Genomic DNA, 17,501 nt, shown 5'->3' with positions numbered 1-17,501 from the left:
GATCAGGCACCTGCTTTCTTGAACGTCAGTGGGACGACGGTATTGGCATCATAACGGGCGCGACATTCCGCGATATCGCTGGCGCCTGCTTTACAGGCAACCTCCGGCATCGGGTAGCGGGAGCCGTCGGTGCAGCGGGCAGTACCGCGACTTTTAATCATCAGCTCGCCATTGCTGTGCAGCCCGGAGAAGACCTCCGCGCGGCAGACAACGTTGTCGCCATGGACAACCCGGGCGAAACCTTTGTTGTTCTGAATCTGATAGCGCATTGACGGCGGCTTACCGGTTACCGGATCTTTTACGTCGAGAACCGCACGCCAGGTGCCGTTCAGGAAACGCGTCGATCCCGCTTTTACCTGATTCGCTTCCATCACCATGGCATCTTTCGGGATGGCGACAATCACCACCGGGGCGGGCTGTGGCGCAGGAGCAGGCTCTTTTTCTTTGCTTGCCAGGACCTCTGCCTGATGCAGCGGTAATTTCATTGCCAGCGGCTCAACCGCTTTGATCGGTTTTGGCGCAATCTCCACGGGCTCAGGTGCGGGCACCGGTGCGGGCTCAGCGGAAGGCGACTGTTTTGGCCACAGCAGCGGTGCTGCAATGGCGGCAACGATCACGGCGGCAACCGGCAGCGTCCACAGGGGAACGCGGCGCTTTTTCGCGACGATCGGCGCAGTCGGTTCCTGAACGGGTTGCGCCACAACCGGGGCTGGCTCTGGTTCATAAAGTTCTTCCGGCGTAATGCGCACCACCGTGGAAGGGGCGATCAGCGGCTCGTCAGCGTGTTCAAAGGCCACCAGCGGTTCTGGCTCAGGTTCTGGTTCAGGATCTTCAATGACAACGGGGGCAGGCTCAGGGACCAGCGATTCACGCAGGCAGTCGAGGACATCGTCGCGCGCATTCTCGTTCAGGTTTACAAACCCCCAGAAGCTGATGACCGGCTTTCCGTCGACCAGGAAGAGGAAGTTTTCACCCGGGAACTGAAACGCCTTCGACAGGAGAGAACCAAAAAGCTGCTGCGCGGTTTTGGGAGACTGGAGACATTTCTTGCTTAACGACTCGACGCTGGCTAGCGTGTTTTCCAGATAGCGCAGGGCGCGATAACGGTCATCTTCATCGGCCGCTTTCCAGCTGGTTACGCTCCCTTCCACAGGGGAATACCAGTCCACGCGGTCACCGCTGTCGTTGACCTGAGGAATAGCCAGACAGTCGACGATGGCCTGTTGTTTGCGCAACCGGAGCGCTTCCCGGATTTGTAACGCTGATTCAAAAACGGCTTGTCCGCCGCCGCCAACGGCCTGAAAGTCATCCAGGTTACCGCTGCGTAAAAGAGTTTTTGCCACGATTTGATCCCATATACTTCTTCACACCGTTACTTTAACGAAACGAGGAAGCAACCAAACGGGGGAAGAGACGCTAAAAGGGCCGATTTCTTGCGGCATAGAAAATGACGGTTGTGCTTGACGAATAATGGCCCTTAAGGCAAATCACGGTTTTTGGGCGCTGACGGTTAAAACAGCAAAAAATGCGGCTTTAGAATAACCTGATAGTGTTTCGTTATTTGCCAGGTCATACCGCCTGTGCTGTTATTACTGTCTTATATAATAAAACTGTCAGGGTTATAACCATGTCTACAGGGAAAACACTGCTCGCCCTTGCGCTGAGCGCTTTTTTACCAGCCGGTGCCGCGTGGGCGGCAAACAACAACACCCTTATTTACTGTTCTGAAGCGTCCCCCGAGTCGTTCAACCCGCAAATTGCCAGCTCTGGCCCGTCTTTTGTGGCCAGCTCTCAGGTGCTGTATAACCGCCTGATCAATTTCGACCCGGTGAAAAACACCCCGGTTCCGTCGCTGGCGGAGTCCTGGACGATTTCACCGGACGGCAAGACCTACACCTTTACCCTGCGCAAAGGGGTGAAGTTCAACAGCAATAAATACTTCAAACCAACGCGCGACTTTAACGCCGATGACGTTATTTTCTCGGTCATGCGTCAGAAAGACCCTAAGCACCCGTACCACAACGTGTCGCAGGGCAACTACGAATACTTCAACGATGTGGGTCTCGATAAGCTGATCCAGGACGTTAAAAAGGTCGACGATTACCACGTTCAGTTCACCCTCAGCGAGCCTAACGCCGCGTTCCTGGCCGACTGGGGGATGGATTTCGCCTCTATTCTTTCCGCTGAATACGCCGACGCGATGCTGAAAAAAGGCACGCCTGAGAACGTTGATACCTGGCCGATTGGGACCGGGCCTTATGTCCTCCAGCAATATAAGGTGGATTCGCTGATCCGCTATGTTGCTAACCCGAACTACTGGGACGGCGAGGTTCCAACGAAGCATCTCATCTTCTCCATCACGCCAAATGTGGAAACGCGTCTGGCGAAGCTGCAGACCAACGAGTGCCAGATCGTTCCTGCGCCGTCCCCGGTGCAGTTCGATGTTATCAAGAACAACAAGGACCTGACGCTGCACGCCGTCGATGCGCTGAACGTCGGCTACCTGGCGTTCAACACCGAGAAAAAACCGTTTGATAACGTGCTGGTGCGTCAGGCGCTGAACTACGCGACCGACAAACAGGCTATCGTTAACGCGGTCTTTATGGGATCGGGTACGGTGGCAAAATCGCCGATCCCGCCAAACATGCTGGGCTTTAACAAAGACCTGAAGGACTACAGCTACGATCCTGAAAAAGCGAAAGCGCTGCTGAAGCAGGCCGGGCTGGAGAAGGGCGCGGAAGTCACGCTGTGGTCAATGCCGGTTCAGCGTCCGTACAACCCTAACTCGCGCCGTATCGCGGAGATGATCCAGAGCGACTGGGCCAAAGTCGGCGTGAAGGCCAAAATCGTCTCCTACGAGTGGGGCGAATACCTCTCCGGAATGCGCAAAGGCGAACATGACTCCGCGCTGTTTGGCTGGATGTCCGATAACGGCGATCCGGACAACTTTGCCGACGTTCTGCTGGGCTGCAACAGCATCAAAACCGGTTCAAACGCCGCGCGCTGGTGCGATAAGGGGTATGATGATCTGGTGCAAAAAGCGAAGCTGACCAGCAACCTGGCCGAGCGTGCGAAACTCTACGGCCAGGCGCAGGAGATTTTCTACCAGCAGGCGCCGTGGATTGCGCTGGCAAACGGCAAAACGTTCTATGCGACCCGCAGCAACGTGACCGGATACAGCGTGAGCCTGATGGGCAGCGATTTCTCCAAAGCGAAGCTGAACTAAGCGTTTTTCGCCGGGTGGCGGCTGCGCCTTACCCGGCCTACATTTGGCACCCGTAGGCCCGGTAAGCGTAGCGCCACCGGGCACATAACAAGGAGTGACAATGTCACATTTAAATGAAGTTACCGCCCGTGTCGATGCCGCCATCGAAGAGAGCGTGATTACCCACATGAATGAACTGCTGATTGAATTAAGCGAAGATGCAGAGCTTAGCCGTGAAGATCGCTACACCCAGCAGCAGCGGCTGCGTACCGCGATTTCACACCACGGTAAGCAGCATAAAGAAGAGATGGATGCGCGTGAGGAACAACTGACCAAAGGCGGCACCATACTGTAACGATCAAAACTGGCGTCGCGCCACCAGCCAGGCCCCGACGACCAGCATCACCGCGCCGCACACCGGGCCAATCAGGGCGCGGAGCGGAACGCCATGGCTTCTCAGCACGTCCAGCATCAGCCCGCCAATCAGCTGGCTTGCCACCAGCACGGCGATAGTCGTCGCCGCGCCAACGTTCTGATACCCGCTAATGCTGGCAAACACGAAAAACGACCCCAGCAGCCCCGGGATAAGCGTCCACCAGCGTACCGTTGCGGCCAGCTCGCTAAACCCGGCGAAGCCCTGTTTCAGCAGCAGAATACTGACAAACAGCACAATGCCGACCAGGGAATTCAGCAGCATCGCGATAAGTATGGTGGAAGAGGACTGGGTGATTCGCACCATTAAGGTGTTTTGCACCACCAGGCCAATGCCCGCCGCCACCAGAAACGCCAGCGTCAGTGACTGATTCATGGGATGGCGTCCGGGTCGCTGCGCTCGTCCAGCTGCAGCTGCATAAAGGTTAAGTCCAGCCAGCGGCCAAACTTGGTGCCCACCTGTGGCATCTGTCCCGTCGTCACAAATCCCAGCGTTTCGTGCAGATGAATCGAGGCGTGGTTCTGCGCTTCAATTCCCGCCACCATGACGTGTTTGCCGATCTGACGAGCCTCAATTATCAACGCCTTCATCAGCGTGCGGCCAATGCCTTTGCCCTGATGCCCCGGGTGGACATAAACCGAGTGCTCAACCGTATGGCGAAAACCGTCAAACGCGCGCCAGTCGCCAAAAGAGGCGTAGCCGGTGACAACGCTGTCTTCTTCGCTTACGAGAACCGGGTAACCCGCGAGCGTGCGCGCCTCAAACCAGGCGATTCGGTTATCGGTATCGACGGTTTTATCGTTCCAGATTGCGGCGGTATGCAGCACCGCGTGGTTGTAGATCTCTCCTATCGCAGCGCAGTCTTCTTTGCAGGCGTGACGAACGATCATGATTAAACCTCTGTGTGTTGTTCACTATAGTATTACGTTGTTGCTACGATATTACACAACCGTATAGCCTGAACGCTACGGCATAAGCCATATTTTTTTGTTATCAAAAGCCCATTGAAATGCCGTTCATACACTATAGTATGACGTCATGAACACCATAACAGACACGATGAATCAACGGATTAGCGCAAGAATTCGCCTCGAGCGCGAGTCTCGCGGATGGTCCCTGAGCGAGCTTGCCGACCGGGCAGGCGTCTCCCGCGCCATGATCCATAAGATAGAGCGCGGGGACAGTAGCCCGACGGCCACCTTGCTTGCCCGCCTGTCAGGCGCGTTTGGCATCAGCATGTCCACGCTGATTGCCCGGGCCGAGATGCAGGAGGGCAAGCTGCTCCGCCTGGCAAACCAGCCCGTCTGGCGCGACCCGCAGACGCACTATCTCCGCCGCCACGTTTCTCCCCGCACCGATCTGCCCATCGACCTTGTTCAGGTTGAACTGCCCGCGGGCAGCGATGTTCCGATGCCTGCATCTTCATACGCGCTGGCACGTCAGCTTATCTGGCTCCAGTCCGGTGAACTGGTGTTTCAGGAGGGCGATACGCGCCACGAAATGCACGCCGGAGATTGTCTCGAGCTGGGGCCGCCAAATGACTGCCGGTTTATCAATGAAACGAATGAAACCTGTATCTATCTGGTTGTACGCCTTAACCAGTCTGCCTCGTAATGCTAATGCGATAACGCCGATCGTGAGCCAGGCTGTAATGACATGTGTACCAGAAGGAGATCCCGATGAATCAACCTGTTTCGCAAAATCGCCGCTGGGTACTGGCCTCTCGTCCACAGGGGGCGCCGGTCGCGGAAAATTTTCGTCTCGAAACGCAGCCTGTTCCAGCCCCCGTTGAGGGGCAACTTTTGCTACGTACCGTCTGGCTGTCGCTGGACCCTTACATGCGGGGACGCATGAGCGATGCGCCATCCTATTCACCGCCGGCTGAGCTGGGCGCGGTGATGGTAGGGGGAACGGTCAGCCGCGTTGAGCAATCCCGTCACCCCGATTTCAAACCGGGTGAGTGGGTTCTGGGCTACAGCGGCTGGCAGGAGTATGAACTCTCAGACGGCAGCGGCCTGGTGAAGCTGGGGGAAAATCCGTCACACCCTTCCTGGGCACTGGGTATTCTGGGCATGCCGGGCTTTACCGCCTATATGGGGTTGCTGGATATCGGGCAGCCAAAAGCGGGTGAAACGCTGGTGGTCGCTGCGGCGACGGGCCCGGTTGGCGCGACCGTCGGGCAGATCGGCAAAATCAAAGGGTGCCTGGTGGTCGGCGTCGCCGGTGGCGCTGAAAAATGCCGCCATGCCGTTGAGGTTCTCGGGTTTGACCAGTGTCTGGATCATCACGCGGCCGATTTTGCCGAACAGCTGAAACACGCCTGCACGAACGGGATTGATGTCTATTATGAAAACGTCGGCGGGAAAGTGTTTGACGCCGTGCTGCCGTTACTGAATACCTCCGCCCGCGTGCCGGTTTGTGGTCTGGTGAGCGGCTACAATGCGACGGGCCTGCCCGAGGGGCCGGATCGCCTGCCGCTCCTGATGGCGACCATTCTGAAGAAACGCATTCGTATGCAGGGCTTTATCATCGGCCAGGACTACGGGCACCGCATTAAGGAGTTTCAGGAAGAGATGGGGCGCTGGGTGCAGGAGGGCAAAATTCACTATCGTGAACAGGTAACGGACGGGCTGGAGAACGCACCGGAGGCGCTGATCGGCCTTCTTGAAGGGCGTAACTTCGGCAAAGTCGTGATTCGCGTCGCGGGTGACAATAAATAAACAGCTTTATGGCGGGGTTTCCCGCCATATTTATTTGTGAAGATACGATATATTGTCTTTAATTAATGGACATGGCATTTCGCGCCCGCATCCCGGATAGGCCCGAAACCGATAAAAAAACAAACTTTGCTTTTTTTGATGTTTTTATGAACTTCCCATCACCAGGCATGACGATACAGGATATATCGGACCAGCGTCGTTTTATTAAAACTGGCGTTTAAAAATAGCATTAAGTTTTAGCTACAGGAATTGAACATGCTTGATTTGGATCACTTAGAAAAAGCCCAAAGGATCAGTCTTACCATGCAAGTTGAACTCAGTTTGAAAGGAGCGTTAATTACGGGCTCCCTCAAACCTGGGGCACGACTGATTACGAAAGAGATCGCGGATAAATTAGGAACCAGTATTACTCCGGTTCGCGAGGCGCTTTTGCGTCTGGTGTCATCAGGGGCATTACACGCCACGCCCGCGCAGGCATTTCTGGTTCCGGAGGTGACGCTGGAGCGTTATAACGAAATTAACGCCATCAGAAAACAGCTTGAACCGATGGCGGTCGCCGCAGCATGCCAGAATATGTCAGAAGGCAAGCTGGAGGCGTTGCGCAAAATGTCAGAGGCATTCCATGAGGCCATGCGCAACGGAAACGTTCAGCAGGCGCTGCATGCAAATCGCATCTTCCGCTTTACGCTCTATCAGTATGCGGAAATGCCGACGCTTAATGCGTTGATTGAACAGCTCTGGGTGCGCATCGGGCCCTGTATGAACTATCTGCATCAGGAGCTTAACGACATCAAAGCATCGACCTATCACTATGACGAACTTCTTTCCGCCCTTGAGCGAAGAGATGTTGTCGCCTGCCAGAAGGCGATTGATAAGGTGATTGATGAAGCGAATTTGCTTTTACAGCGACAATATTTTAACTAAGAGATTATTTAACAGAGCGACTATATACCGCACCTAATTATTTATCTGGTGAATAACTCCTGATGGTTTATTGCCATCAGGAGGGTTATTTCATTAATAAAATAAACTTTTCTTTTTACTTACTCGAAGCGATAAGAGACCGACAGCCCGACCCCGTAGTTACGGCCTGGTGCAGGTTCGTAATAACGACCGTTGGACTCGTTGACAATAACCGAGCCAACGTATTCTTTGTCAAACAGGTTGTCGACGCGGCCAAAGACGTCCATGCCCCAGTTGCCATAGTTGAATTTATACCCGGTGTTCAGCCCGACCACCGTATACGATGGCGCTTTCGCCGTGTTCTCGTCGTCGGCCATGATATCGCTCATGTAGCGGACGTCGGAGCCTGCGTACCAGCCTTCCTCCGGCTGCCAGCCAAACGAGGCGTAGCCCATGTTACGGGCGATGCCCGGCATACGATTACCGTTACAGTCTGCGTCGCTGCAGACGTTGGTGCGGTAGGTCGCGTCCAGGTAGGTCCACGCCAGCTTCAGCTTCCAGTTCTCAGCAAACTGCTGGTCGAGGGAGACTTCCACACCCTGACGACGGGTTTTACCGGCATTTTTATAGCTGGTACGTCCGCCCGCGCTGGCATCCACCACGATCTCATCATCCGTGTCGGTGCGGAACAGGGCTGCCGTCAGCAGGCCATTGCCGATACGGGTTTTGCTGCCCACTTCGTACGTGTTGTTGGTGGACGGCTTCAGGCCAATGTTCAGACCGCCCTGGTTATCGGCACGATAGGAGAGTTCGTTGATGGTTGGCGTTTCGAATCCACGCCCTGCAGCAGCGTAAAGATTCCATGCGTCCGTCACCGCATACTTCACGGATCCCGCGGGGAGCCACTTGTGGTAGCTCGCGTCACCGCTGTCATCGCCGTTGCCCGGCGTAACGTAATGGTCATTGGAATCAAACCAGACTGAGCTGTAGCGCACCCCCGCATCCAGTGACAGCTTCTGCGTCAGCTGCCAGCTGCTTTGCAGGTAAGGATCGACGTTCCACATCAGGTTACGTTCGTTTCGACGTTTGTCACCCTTCACGCCATAATCCGGCACGCCGTTGTTCATCACGAAGTTCTCGTATCCGCGACGATCTTCGCTCAGGTTTTCGTAGTTCAGGCCAGTGGTGAAGGTGACCGGCACCAGCAGTTCGCCACGGTGCGTCCAGCGGGTATCGATACCCTGATAATGACGCTGCATATCAATCACCCCGCCGGAGTGGGAGGGTCTCAGCTGCGGCTGATACGGAATCGACTGGTACTGCGTCATTTCACGCTCGCCGGCGTACATCATCACGCTGAGGTCGTCCTGCACGCTGAGCTGGCGATCGTAGCGCAGACCGGCCTGGGTCTGTTTGATGGTCTTGCGGGTGTTGTACTGATCGCCACGCGGAGACTGACGCGGATTATTCTGCCACTCCTGATAGCTCAGCCCGCCCGGATCGTTAGCCTTCATGTCCACGCTGTTAAAGATGAGCGTCAGCTTGCTGACGTCATCAATCCGCACGCCCAGTTTGGCGTTGGCAAGGTTCTTACGCGCGCCGCTATGGTCGCGAAAACCTTTGGTGGTAAATCGGGTGGTAGAAACGGTGTAATCCACATCGCCCGCGTGGGTACCATCACCCATCGCGCCGGTGGCTTTCATGCCGTAGCGCCAGGTCCCGTAGCTGCCGTAATAGCTGCTGGCTTCAATGGTCGGCGGCTGCTGCCCGGTCTGGGTGTTGATGTTAATCACGCCGCCAGAGGCGTTGCCGTACAGGGCAGAGAAGGGGCCGCGCAGCACTTCAACGCTCTCGACGCTGGAGAGATCGATGTTGGAGGTCTGACCCTGGCCGTCCGGCATGGTGGCAGGGATACCGTCGACGTACATACGGATACCGCGCACGCCAAACGTTGAGCGGGCGCCAAACCCACGCATCGAAAGCTGGAGGTCCTGAGCATAGTTCTGGCGGTTCTGAATTTGCAGTCCCGGCACGCTGCCAAGGGATTCAGACAGGTTAATGCGAGGCGCGGCCTGGCGCATATCATCGCCATTGACGACGCTAACCGCGGCCGGGGTATCCAGCTCCGATACGGTTTGCGGCGTGGCGCTGACGATCATGGTCTGTTCCTCCGCGCTTATTGCGGTTAGCGGCGCGAAAGTAACGGGAACCAGCAGCAGCGGGAGAGAGGCCTTACGGGCAGAAATGATTTTCATGAATAAAACCGGTTGTGGTGTATAAACGAACCAAATGGAACATGTCCATACATGTTAAAGGTTTTGTAAATGTTTTGAAAACTATAACCGCACATTGCGTTAATGAAAGGCGAGACGCGAAAGAAAAACTCCACATTTCTCTCATTAATGATTACTATTCTCATTATCAAAAGGCATTGCCATGACGTTGCCTGCCGGAAGTGATGTCAGCGGAAACCCCTCTTTTCAGAAAAGGAATTGTTATGTCTTTACGTCATCTGTGCTCGCCGCGTCTGAGCATGTCACTGCTGTCTGCCACTTTACTGCTTGCCGGGACGTTCCAGGTGCATGCCGCCGAAGAGGTGCTGCGTAAAGCGGTGGGCAAAGGGGCGTATGAAATGGCGGTCAGCCAGCAGGAGAATGCACTGTGGGTGGCGACGTCACAAAGCCGCAAAACCGATAAGGGCGGGGTTATCTATCGCCTTGATCCGGTCACGCTGGACGTGACGCAGGCGATTCATAGCGATCTCAAACCCTTTGGTGCCACGCTTGATAGCGCGACGCAAACCCTGTGGTTTGGCAACACCATTAACGGCGCGGTGACGGCCATCGATGCGAAAACGGGCGACGTGAAGGGGCGTCTGGTGCTTGATAATCGCCAGCGCAGTGAAACCGTCAAACCGCTGCAGCCGCGCCAGCTGGTGGCGGATGACGCGAGCAACACGATTTACATCACCGGTGTCGGCAAAGAGAGCGTGATTTGGGTGGTGGATGGCGCAACGCTGAAGCTGAAAGAGACCATTGCCAATACCGGTACCTACAGCACCGGCCTGGCGCTGGATGCCCAGGCGAAACGCCTCTATACCACGAATGCGGATGGTGAGCTGGTGACGATCGATACGGCCACGAACAAAATCCTGAGCCGTAAGAAGGTGCAGGATGACGGTAAAGAGCACTTCTATCTGAACCTGAGCCTCGACACTGCCGGTCAGCGTGCCTTCCTGACCGATTCAAAACAGCCTGAAGTGCTGGTGGTGAGCCTGAAAGACGGCAGCGTAATGGAGAAGATCGCCGCGCCTGAATCACTGGCCGTCCTGTTTAACCCAACGCGTAATGAAGTCTATGTGACGCACCGCGAAGCGGGCAAGGTGAGCGTGATTGACGCGAAAACCTACAAGGTGACCAAAACGTTCGATACGCCGGTTTACCCGAACAGCCTGGCACTCTCTGCCGATGGTAAAACGCTGTATGTGACGGTGAAACAGAAGTCGACCCGTCAGCAGGAAGCTACCCAGCCTGATGATGTGATTCGTATCGCACTCTGATGTGGGAACTGCCCGGTGGCGCTGCGCTTACCGGGCCGACAAAACCATGAGAAGTAGGCCGGGTAAGGCGAAGCCGCCACCCGGCTTTTTTATTAACGCGAGGTCTCTTCTACCAGCGGCGCGTCGTGTTTTTCATCGTCGTGATGAACCGGCGCGGTGCTGTGGATCTCGTGAACGCGCTTACGCACGCCGAACCAGCCAGCAATCAGCAGTACCGCCAGCAGCGGAATGGTCGCGATGGTGTAGGTACCGTTCGGGTAGTCGAACGCCATCAGCACCAGCACGCTGAACAGGAACAGCAGGGTGAGCCAGGAGGTCACCGGTGCGCCCGGCATCTTGAAGCTCACATCAGCCGCTTTGCCTTCTTTGATCGCTTTGCGCAGACGCATCTGGCAGACCACAATAAAGGCCCAGGAGGCGATAATCCCCAGTGCAGCCACGTTCAGAACGATTTCAAATACGCGGGACGGCACCAGATAGTTCAGGAATACGCCAAAGACGTAAACCACCAGCGTTGCCAGAATCCCCGCATAGGGAACCTGCTGCTTGCTCATTTTCGACATGAACTTCGGCGCGGAACCGCCCATCGACATAGAGCGCAGGATACGACCGGTAGAGTAAAGGCCGGAGTTCAGGCTGGAGAGCGCTGCCGTCAGAACCACGATGTTCATGATGCTGCCAACGTAAGGTACGCCCAGCTTAGAGAAGAAGGTCACGAACGGACTCTGACCTGCCTGATAAGCAGTCCACGGGAGCAGCAGAACCAGCAGCACCACGGAACCGACGTAGAACAGACCGATACGCCAGATCACGCTGTTGATGGCTTTTGGCACCATCGTCTGCGGATCTTTACATTCACCTGCTGCGGTGCCCACCAGTTCGATGGAGGCGAAGGCGAACACGACGCCCTGAACCAGCACCAGCGCAGGCAACAGACCGTGCGGGAAGAATCCGCCGTTATCGGTTATCAGGTGGAAGCCGGTGGCATTGCCGTCCAGCGGCTTGCCGCTGCCGAGGAAGACGGTACCCACGACAAGGAAAATCACAATGGCCAGCACTTTTACCAGCGCGAACCAGAACTCCATCTCCGCGAACCACTTCACGCCGATCATGTTCATGGTGCCGACAATCGCCAGCGCGCCAAGCGCAAAGACCCACTGCGGCACGTCACCGAACGCGCCCCAGTAGTGCATGTACAGCGCAACGGCGGTGATATCGACAATACCGGTCATTGCCCAGTTAACGAAGTACATCCAGCCCGCAACGTAGGCCGCTTTTTCACCGAGGAATTCACGGGCGTAGGAGACGAAGCTTCCGCTGGAAGGGCGATGCAGTACCAGTTCGCCCAGCGCGCGTAGAATGAAGAAAGAGAAGATCCCGCACACCAGATAGACCAGGGCGAGAGCCGGGCCAGCCATTTGCAGACGCGCACCAGCACCTAAAAACAGACCCGTTCCGATAGCGCCGCCGATGGCGATCATTTGAACCTGACGGTTGCCCATCGCTTTGTGGTAGCCCTCTTCGTGGGAGTTTAACCAGCGACGTTTAGCAGCATGATGATCGGCTGCGCTTTTATTGCTTGTTTTCATTGAGTTACCTGTTTGCCTGTCTGAACCATTATCGTGATAGTCCTGCCTGGCAGAAAGCAATACAAACGATTGCTTCTGCGCAAACACATGTCGCCTTCCCAGTCATTCTGCGTATGGATAAGGCGAAACATGGCGAGGCATCCTACCTGCAATTCATAAGCGACGCAAAATATAACCGTGCCGAAAGTGATGCACGTCGAAGGAAATCGTGTGGTCAGAGCAGACGGCGATCGCAACACGCTGAATCGTGATGAGTTTTTAGACAAAACAGTTGGTGGGTTGATTATTTAATCATCAGAATCTCTTAATTATTACCAGATGGTATAAATTTGGATTACCTCAGAGCACCCGCCTGTAACCTGAAACGGTAACAGGCGGGCGATGGCTCTGCGATAACGCACAAAATGACCTCAGGCTTTACAGACCCCAAACGGCTAACCGCCAAAAACGGCAATCGCCTGCTGCAGGCGCGTCGTGCGCTGCGTCAGGTGATTCGCGGCGTGAGTGACATTATCCACCATCCCCGTATTGTTGCTGGTCATTGCGCCGATACGGGAGATGGATGCGTTGATGAGCGTCAGCGCCTGGGTTTGCTCCTGAGTGGCGTGGCCGATCTCCTTAATCAGGGAGGAGACCCGCAGCACGTTGTCGATCATAACCGTCAGCTGCGTTTCGGTCTGTTCCACTTTTTCAACGCCAGCGTTGACGCTGGCAACGTTTTTCTCAATCAGCACTTTGATCTCTTTCGCCGCCGTCGCGGAGTGCTGCGCAAGATTGCGCACCTCGGCCGCCACCACGGCAAAACCGCGCCCGGCTTCACCTGCACGCGCCGCTTCCACGGCAGCATTCAGCGCAAGAATGTTGGTCTGGAAGGCAATACGATCGATAACGCTGATAATATCGACGATCTGGCTGTTATCCTGCGACACGGATTGCATCATACCGATGGTCTCTTTCATCATCGCTTCGCCGCAATGGGCGCTGTCGCGGGTGCGATCCGCCATCTCCGTGGCTTCTTTCGCGGTTTCTGCCGTCTGCTTTACCGCGCTGGCGATCTCTTCCACCGCAGACGCGGTTTGCTGCAGAAAGTCTGCGGTCTCTTCTGAACGCGTCTGCAGCGCCGCGCCTTCTTTCGCCACCTGCTGGCTGATGGTGCCAATCCCGCTGATTTGCGCCCCGACATCGTCAACCAGCGAATTCAGGTTCAAACCTGATTGATTGACCAGGCGCATCATCAGCCCGATGTTATCGATCCTGTCAAAATGGTAATAGTCCGTTTTACGTCCTGAAACCACGCGCTGCATCTGTTGCACAATGGATTTAACCGGCCGGGAGATCTGCGCATGAAGATAATAGGTCAGGGCAATAAACAGCAGTACCAGACTTCCAGACTGCACAAATTTATCAGGGAATAAATACACCGCCAGGCAGGAGAGTAACGCTGTAGTCACAATACCCAGATGGATTCGTTTACTGGTGCTAAGACATTTAAAAAGCGACATAAACGAAAATAAACCGCGCCGAACCAGTAATCCTTTATAAAAGCGGTAATGTTTTAATTCATTATTACGCACTTTTGCATACAGTTTTTCACTGGCCGCGATCTCTTCCCGTGCGGGTATATTTCGCACCGAAATATAGCCCGTCAGAGAGCCACCCTGCCAGACCGGCGTCACGTTAGCCCGTACCCAGTAATGATCGCCATTATGACGACGGTTCTTCACCATCCCCGTCCAGGTCTCGCCCTGCTGCAGGGTAAACCACATGTCGCCAAACGCGTCGGCAGGCATATCGGGATGGCGGATGAGGTTATGTGGCTCACCTAAAAGATGTTCTTCTTTATATCCGCTGGCTTCAATAAAAGCGGAATTAGCATAGGTAATATGACTTTTTGTATCGGTGGTCGACATTAACGTCGAACCATCGTTAAGCAAATACTCGTTTTGTGTAACAGGAGTGTTACGCCTCATGAGTAACTCCATGATGATGTGCAAGAATAAAAAATACACTGAAAACGTTCAGGTAAGATTAATGTGATTATTTTTATAACAGCCTGTGGTCTATTCTCTCTGAAATTAAGACTGTTCGAAATAGCCCTGCGCAATATTTTTAAATTGTTAATTCCATGGAATGTAATAAAAATGAAAATATTTTCTGGGGGCGTTATGGGGTGGCGCTGCAAATAAATAACATAAGCCAAATTGAAAGGGGGAGATCGCCTCCCCGGGAAAATTGCCAGGCTGAAATAGCGTTTCGTTAACAGGATGAAAACGCTATCATTTGGTCAGTTTTTCGTTAACACAGTGAGGCTGAGGTGAAAATTAACGTCATCGGAACCAGCGGGAGCGGAAAAAGCACGCTGGCGAAGCAGATTGCGACCGAACTGGCTATTCCCTATATCGAGATGGACAGACTCTACTGGCGCCACGACTGGCAGGGAACGCCGGACGATGAATTTCAGGAAAAACTGGAGCAGGCGCTACAGGCGTCGCCAGACTGGGTGCTCGACGGCAACTATAACCGCACGCGACCCGTCAAATGGCGTAATGTAGACGTTGTGGTGTGGGTAGATTATGGGTTTGCCCGGACTCTCTGGCAGGCCGTCATCAGGGTAATCAAACGGGCCTGGCATAAGCACGAGCTCTGGCCCGGAACCGGGAACAAAGAGAGTTTCCGCCGCGCGTTCCTGAGCAAAGAGTCCATTATCATCTGGACAATCAAAACCTGGCGCAACAACCGCACGCGTTATGAAGCCGATCTGCAGGATCCGCGCTACGCACATATTCGCTTTGTCCGCATTACCCGCCGCGGGCAGGTGAAAGCGCTGATTGCCTTTCTAAAGGCTTATTCTTAGCATGGTTTTATATATCTGATTTCCGGCAAACCAAATGTAAATTAATTGTTTCTCAGTGGTGAAATGCGCCTTTAATAATGTCGACATGTTAAGTCAAACGAGAACGCAACATGTCATGGCGAATCAGCATTCTGGATAAAAGCCCCATCGCTGAAAATGAAACGGCTGCCGATGCACTGGCGCGTACCCTGGCGCTGGCGCAGCAGGCAGAAAATCTGGGCTATCACCGCTTCTGGATTGCCGAACACCACAATACCCCACAGCTTGCCAGCCCCTCGCCGGAGCTGCTGATTGCCTGGATCCTCGGGCAAACCACACGAATTCGCGTTGGCTCCGGCGGCGTGATGCTCCAGCACTACAGCCCTTATAAAGTTGCCGAAAATTTCAACGTTCTGGCCGCGCTGGCCCCCGGTCGCGTGGATCTCGGCGTCGGAAAAGCGCCCGGCGGCTTGCCGCTCTCAACCCGCGCGCTGCAGCAGGGGCTGAATCAGCAGGAAAAGGGCAGCTTTGCCGAACAGCTGGCCCAGCTCGATCGCTGGATCCGTCCTGAACATCCGTCAACTGAGGATGCCGTCCGCGCCACGCCTCTGCCGCCGTCGCCTGCAGAACGTTTTCTGCTGGGCGCGAGTACCGATAGCGCGCTGCTGGCCGCCAGGCTCGGCTGGCACTTTGTTTTTGCCGCGCATCTGAACGGTGACCCGGAACTGCTGCGCGAGGTGGTATCGACCTGGCGTAAGAGCAGCACGCGGGACGTGATTGTGGCGGTACAGGCGATTGTCGCGCCGACGCAGGCCGAGGCAGAAGCTTTGGCGCAAAAGGTCGAAGTGTGGGGCGTTGAGCTGGCAAACGGCCAGCGCGTCACCGTGGCCAGCGAAGAGCAGGCCTACGCCTTTGCGCGTCAGGCGGGCAGCGAGCCGGTACGCATTGCACGCCGGGCGCAGTCGCTGCTTGCCGGTACGGCTGAGTCGGTACTGGAACAGCTTAACGCGCTGCACCAGCAGTGGGGCATTGACGAATTTATCATCGACACGCCGGTAGCGGAGGGAGCAACGCGCGTCGCGTCGCTGCGCCTGCTGGCCGAGGCGCGTCTTAACAGGGAGGTCACCGTATGAGTTTTGGCGAACAGCTGATTGCCTGGCGTCGCGAACTGCACCAGAACCCGGAACTGTCCGGCCAGGAAGTTGAAACCACAGCGCGCCTGCGCCAGTGGCTGACGAATGTCGGGATTACCCCGCAGCCTTACGACCTGTCTACCGGACTGGTGGCGGAAATCGGCTCGGGCAATAAACTGATTGCGCTGCGGGCGGATATTGATGCCCTGCCGATTGAAGAGCGCAGCGGCGTGCCGTTTAGCTCGCAGCGTGCAGGCGTAATGCATGCCTGCGGACACGATATCCACACCAGCGTCATCCTCGGCGCCGCGTTGAAGCTGAAAGAGCGAGAGGCCTCGCTTAACGGCCGGGTGCGGATCCTGTTTCAGCCTGCCGAAGAGAACTTTGGCGGTGCGAAGAGCATGGTGCGCGCCGGTGCCTTACGCGATGTCAGCGCGATTTTCGGTATGCACAACGAGCCCGGCCTGCCGGTCGGTGAGTTCGCTACCCGCGGCGGGCCGTTTTATGCCAACGTCGATCGCTTCGTGATTCGCATTACCGGAAAGGGCGCGCACGCCGCACGTCCGCACGAAGGCAACGACGCGATTGTGCTGGCGAGCCAGCTGGTGACGGCGCTGCAAAGCGTTGCCAGCCGCAACGTCAATACGCTGGATTCGGTGGTGCTGAGCGTGACGCGCATTGCAGGCGGTAACACCTGGAACGTGCTGCCGGAAAGCGTCGAGCTGGAAGGCACGCTGCGCACCCATCGCACGGAGGTGCAGCAGAATGTGAAAGCTCGCGTGGGTGAAATCGCCGCCGGGTTTGCCAGCGCCTTCAGCGCGCAGATTGATATCACCTGGTATGCCGGGCCCACCGCGCTGGTGAATGATGAACGCTGGGCCGATTTCGCCACCTCGGTTGCCCGGGACGCCGGATACGAAACCCGGCACGCCGAGTTGCATATGGGCGGGGAAGATTTCGCGGTCTATTTGCAGTCCATTCCCGGCGCGTTTGTCAGCATTGGCAGCAACAGCGCGTTTGGTTTACACCACCCGGCGTTTAACCCGGACGAAGCCTTAATTGAGCCCGCTGCCCGCTATTTTGCACAGCTTGCGGAAAAAGCCCTGCAACACGTTTAATTCTTAAG

General features: G+C 55.6%; 15 protein-coding genes. 9 read left to right on the top strand and 6 right to left on the bottom strand.

Annotated elements, in window-relative coordinates:
- Positions 1 to 2: 2 nt before the first annotated feature.
- Positions 3 to 1,343: an SrfA family protein gene (locus V1566_RS15315; protein ID WP_395303882.1), complete on the bottom strand. Its 1,341-nt coding sequence runs from the start codon at positions 1,341 to 1,343 to the stop codon at positions 3 to 5.
- A 284-nt stretch (positions 1,344 to 1,627) separates the two neighbouring features.
- Between V1566_RS15315 and V1566_RS15310 the strand changes: the two genes are divergently transcribed.
- Positions 1,628 to 3,226, top strand: coding sequence for an ABC transporter substrate-binding protein (locus V1566_RS15310; RefSeq protein WP_395303881.1), 1,599 nt, complete (start codon positions 1,628 to 1,630; stop codon positions 3,224 to 3,226).
- Between the two features lie 100 nt (positions 3,227 to 3,326).
- Entirely contained in the window at positions 3,327 to 3,560 is a 234-nt protein-coding gene (locus V1566_RS15305) for a YdcY family protein (RefSeq protein WP_148241772.1), read from the top strand.
- A 3-nt stretch (positions 3,561 to 3,563) separates the two neighbouring features.
- Here the strand turns inward: V1566_RS15305 and V1566_RS15300 are convergent, their stop codons facing one another.
- Both V1566_RS15300 and V1566_RS15295 read right to left on the bottom strand, forming a co-directional pair.
- Positions 3,564 to 4,013 (bottom strand): DMT family transporter, encoded by a 450-nt coding sequence (locus tag V1566_RS15300; protein WP_395303880.1) that lies wholly within the window; start codon positions 4,011 to 4,013, stop codon positions 3,564 to 3,566.
- Positions 4,010 to 4,528, bottom strand: coding sequence for a GNAT family N-acetyltransferase (locus V1566_RS15295; RefSeq protein ID WP_395303879.1), 519 nt, complete (start codon positions 4,526 to 4,528; stop codon positions 4,010 to 4,012). Before V1566_RS15295 ends, V1566_RS15300 begins: the two co-directional genes overlap by 4 nt.
- 148 nt (positions 4,529 to 4,676) lie before the next feature.
- Between V1566_RS15295 and V1566_RS15290 the strand changes: the two genes are divergently transcribed.
- The 3 genes from V1566_RS15290 to V1566_RS15280 all read left to right on the top strand — a co-directional run bounded on the left by V1566_RS15290 (position 4,677) and on the right by V1566_RS15280 (position 7,282).
- Positions 4,677 to 5,252: a helix-turn-helix domain-containing protein gene (locus V1566_RS15290; RefSeq protein WP_023311983.1), complete on the top strand. Its 576-nt coding sequence runs from the start codon at positions 4,677 to 4,679 to the stop codon at positions 5,250 to 5,252.
- A gap of 65 nt (positions 5,253 to 5,317) precedes the next feature.
- Positions 5,318 to 6,358: an NADP-dependent oxidoreductase gene (locus V1566_RS15285; protein WP_395303878.1), complete on the top strand. Its 1,041-nt coding sequence runs from the start codon at positions 5,318 to 5,320 to the stop codon at positions 6,356 to 6,358.
- A gap of 255 nt (positions 6,359 to 6,613) precedes the next feature.
- Entirely contained in the window at positions 6,614 to 7,282 is a 669-nt protein-coding gene (locus tag V1566_RS15280) for a GntR family transcriptional regulator (RefSeq protein WP_395303877.1), read from the top strand.
- A gap of 119 nt (positions 7,283 to 7,401) precedes the next feature.
- On the opposite strand, the gene pqqU is transcribed toward V1566_RS15280, so the two are convergent.
- A complete protein-coding gene (gene pqqU, locus V1566_RS15275; RefSeq protein ID WP_395303876.1) occupies positions 7,402 to 9,516 on the bottom strand; it encodes a TonB-dependent receptor PqqU in 2,115 nt (704 codons plus the stop codon).
- Between the two features lie 242 nt (positions 9,517 to 9,758).
- Here pqqU and V1566_RS15270 point away from each other — a divergent pair, with 242 nt between their 5' ends.
- On the top strand, positions 9,759 to 10,820 hold the full coding sequence (locus tag V1566_RS15270; protein WP_395303875.1) for a YncE family protein: 1,062 nt from the start codon (positions 9,759 to 9,761) through the stop codon (positions 10,818 to 10,820).
- Positions 10,821 to 10,912: 92 nt separating this feature from the next.
- Here the strand turns inward: V1566_RS15270 and ansP are convergent, their stop codons facing one another.
- Positions 10,913 to 12,409, bottom strand: a complete 1,497-nt coding sequence (gene ansP, locus V1566_RS15265; RefSeq protein WP_047651051.1) for an L-asparagine permease — start codon at positions 12,407 to 12,409, stop codon at positions 10,913 to 10,915.
- Between the two features lie 434 nt (positions 12,410 to 12,843).
- Positions 12,844 to 14,379: a methyl-accepting chemotaxis protein gene (locus tag V1566_RS15260; RefSeq protein WP_395303874.1), complete on the bottom strand. Its 1,536-nt coding sequence runs from the start codon at positions 14,377 to 14,379 to the stop codon at positions 12,844 to 12,846.
- Positions 14,380 to 14,723: 344 nt separating this feature from the next.
- On the opposite strand from V1566_RS15260, the gene V1566_RS15255 reads away from it, so the two are divergent.
- The 3 genes from V1566_RS15255 (at position 14,724) to V1566_RS15245 (ending at position 17,493) form a co-directional block, all read left to right on the top strand.
- Positions 14,724 to 15,263, top strand: coding sequence for an AAA family ATPase (locus V1566_RS15255; protein WP_395303873.1), 540 nt, complete (start codon positions 14,724 to 14,726; stop codon positions 15,261 to 15,263).
- Between the two features lie 110 nt (positions 15,264 to 15,373).
- Positions 15,374 to 16,375 (top strand): LLM class flavin-dependent oxidoreductase, encoded by a 1,002-nt coding sequence (locus V1566_RS15250; protein ID WP_395303872.1) that lies wholly within the window; start codon positions 15,374 to 15,376, stop codon positions 16,373 to 16,375.
- On the top strand, positions 16,372 to 17,493 hold the full coding sequence (locus V1566_RS15245; RefSeq protein ID WP_395303871.1) for an amidohydrolase: 1,122 nt from the start codon (positions 16,372 to 16,374) through the stop codon (positions 17,491 to 17,493). The genes V1566_RS15250 and V1566_RS15245 overlap by 4 nt, the downstream gene beginning before the upstream one ends.
- The last annotated feature ends 8 nt before the right edge of the window (positions 17,494 to 17,501 follow it).

The organism is Enterobacter sp. ECC-019 (assembly GCF_043974075.1).
Lineage (GTDB): Bacteria > Pseudomonadota > Gammaproteobacteria > Enterobacterales > Enterobacteriaceae > Enterobacter > Enterobacter asburiae_D.
This window is presented reverse-complemented; position numbering and strand designations above follow the sequence as displayed.

Bases quoted from the DNA above. Each gene is read 5' to 3' on its own strand.
- V1566_RS15310 (WP_395303881.1), top strand. From the start codon at position 1,628: ATGTCTACAGGGAAAACACTGCTCGCCCTTGCGCTGAGCGCTTTTTTA.
- V1566_RS15305 (WP_148241772.1), top strand. From the start codon at position 3,327: ATGTCACATTTAAATGAAGTTACCGCCCGTGTCGATGCCGCCATCGAA.
- V1566_RS15300 (WP_395303880.1), bottom strand. From the start codon at position 4,013: ATGAATCAGTCACTGACGCTGGCGTTTCTGGTGGCGGCGGGCATTGGC.
- V1566_RS15295 (WP_395303879.1), bottom strand. From the start codon at position 4,528: ATGATCGTTCGTCACGCCTGCAAAGAAGACTGCGCTGCGATAGGAGAG.
- V1566_RS15290 (WP_023311983.1), top strand. From the start codon at position 4,677: ATGAACACCATAACAGACACGATGAATCAACGGATTAGCGCAAGAATT.
- V1566_RS15285 (WP_395303878.1), top strand. From the start codon at position 5,318: ATGAATCAACCTGTTTCGCAAAATCGCCGCTGGGTACTGGCCTCTCGT.
- V1566_RS15280 (WP_395303877.1), top strand. From the start codon at position 6,614: ATGCTTGATTTGGATCACTTAGAAAAAGCCCAAAGGATCAGTCTTACC.
- pqqU (WP_395303876.1), bottom strand. From the start codon at position 9,516: ATGAAAATCATTTCTGCCCGTAAGGCCTCTCTCCCGCTGCTGCTGGTT.
- V1566_RS15270 (WP_395303875.1), top strand. From the start codon at position 9,759: ATGTCTTTACGTCATCTGTGCTCGCCGCGTCTGAGCATGTCACTGCTG.
- ansP (WP_047651051.1), bottom strand. From the start codon at position 12,409: ATGAAAACAAGCAATAAAAGCGCAGCCGATCATCATGCTGCTAAACGT.
- V1566_RS15260 (WP_395303874.1), bottom strand. From the start codon at position 14,379: ATGAGGCGTAACACTCCTGTTACACAAAACGAGTATTTGCTTAACGAT.
- V1566_RS15250 (WP_395303872.1), top strand. From the start codon at position 15,374: ATGTCATGGCGAATCAGCATTCTGGATAAAAGCCCCATCGCTGAAAAT.
- V1566_RS15245 (WP_395303871.1), top strand. From the start codon at position 16,372: ATGAGTTTTGGCGAACAGCTGATTGCCTGGCGTCGCGAACTGCACCAG.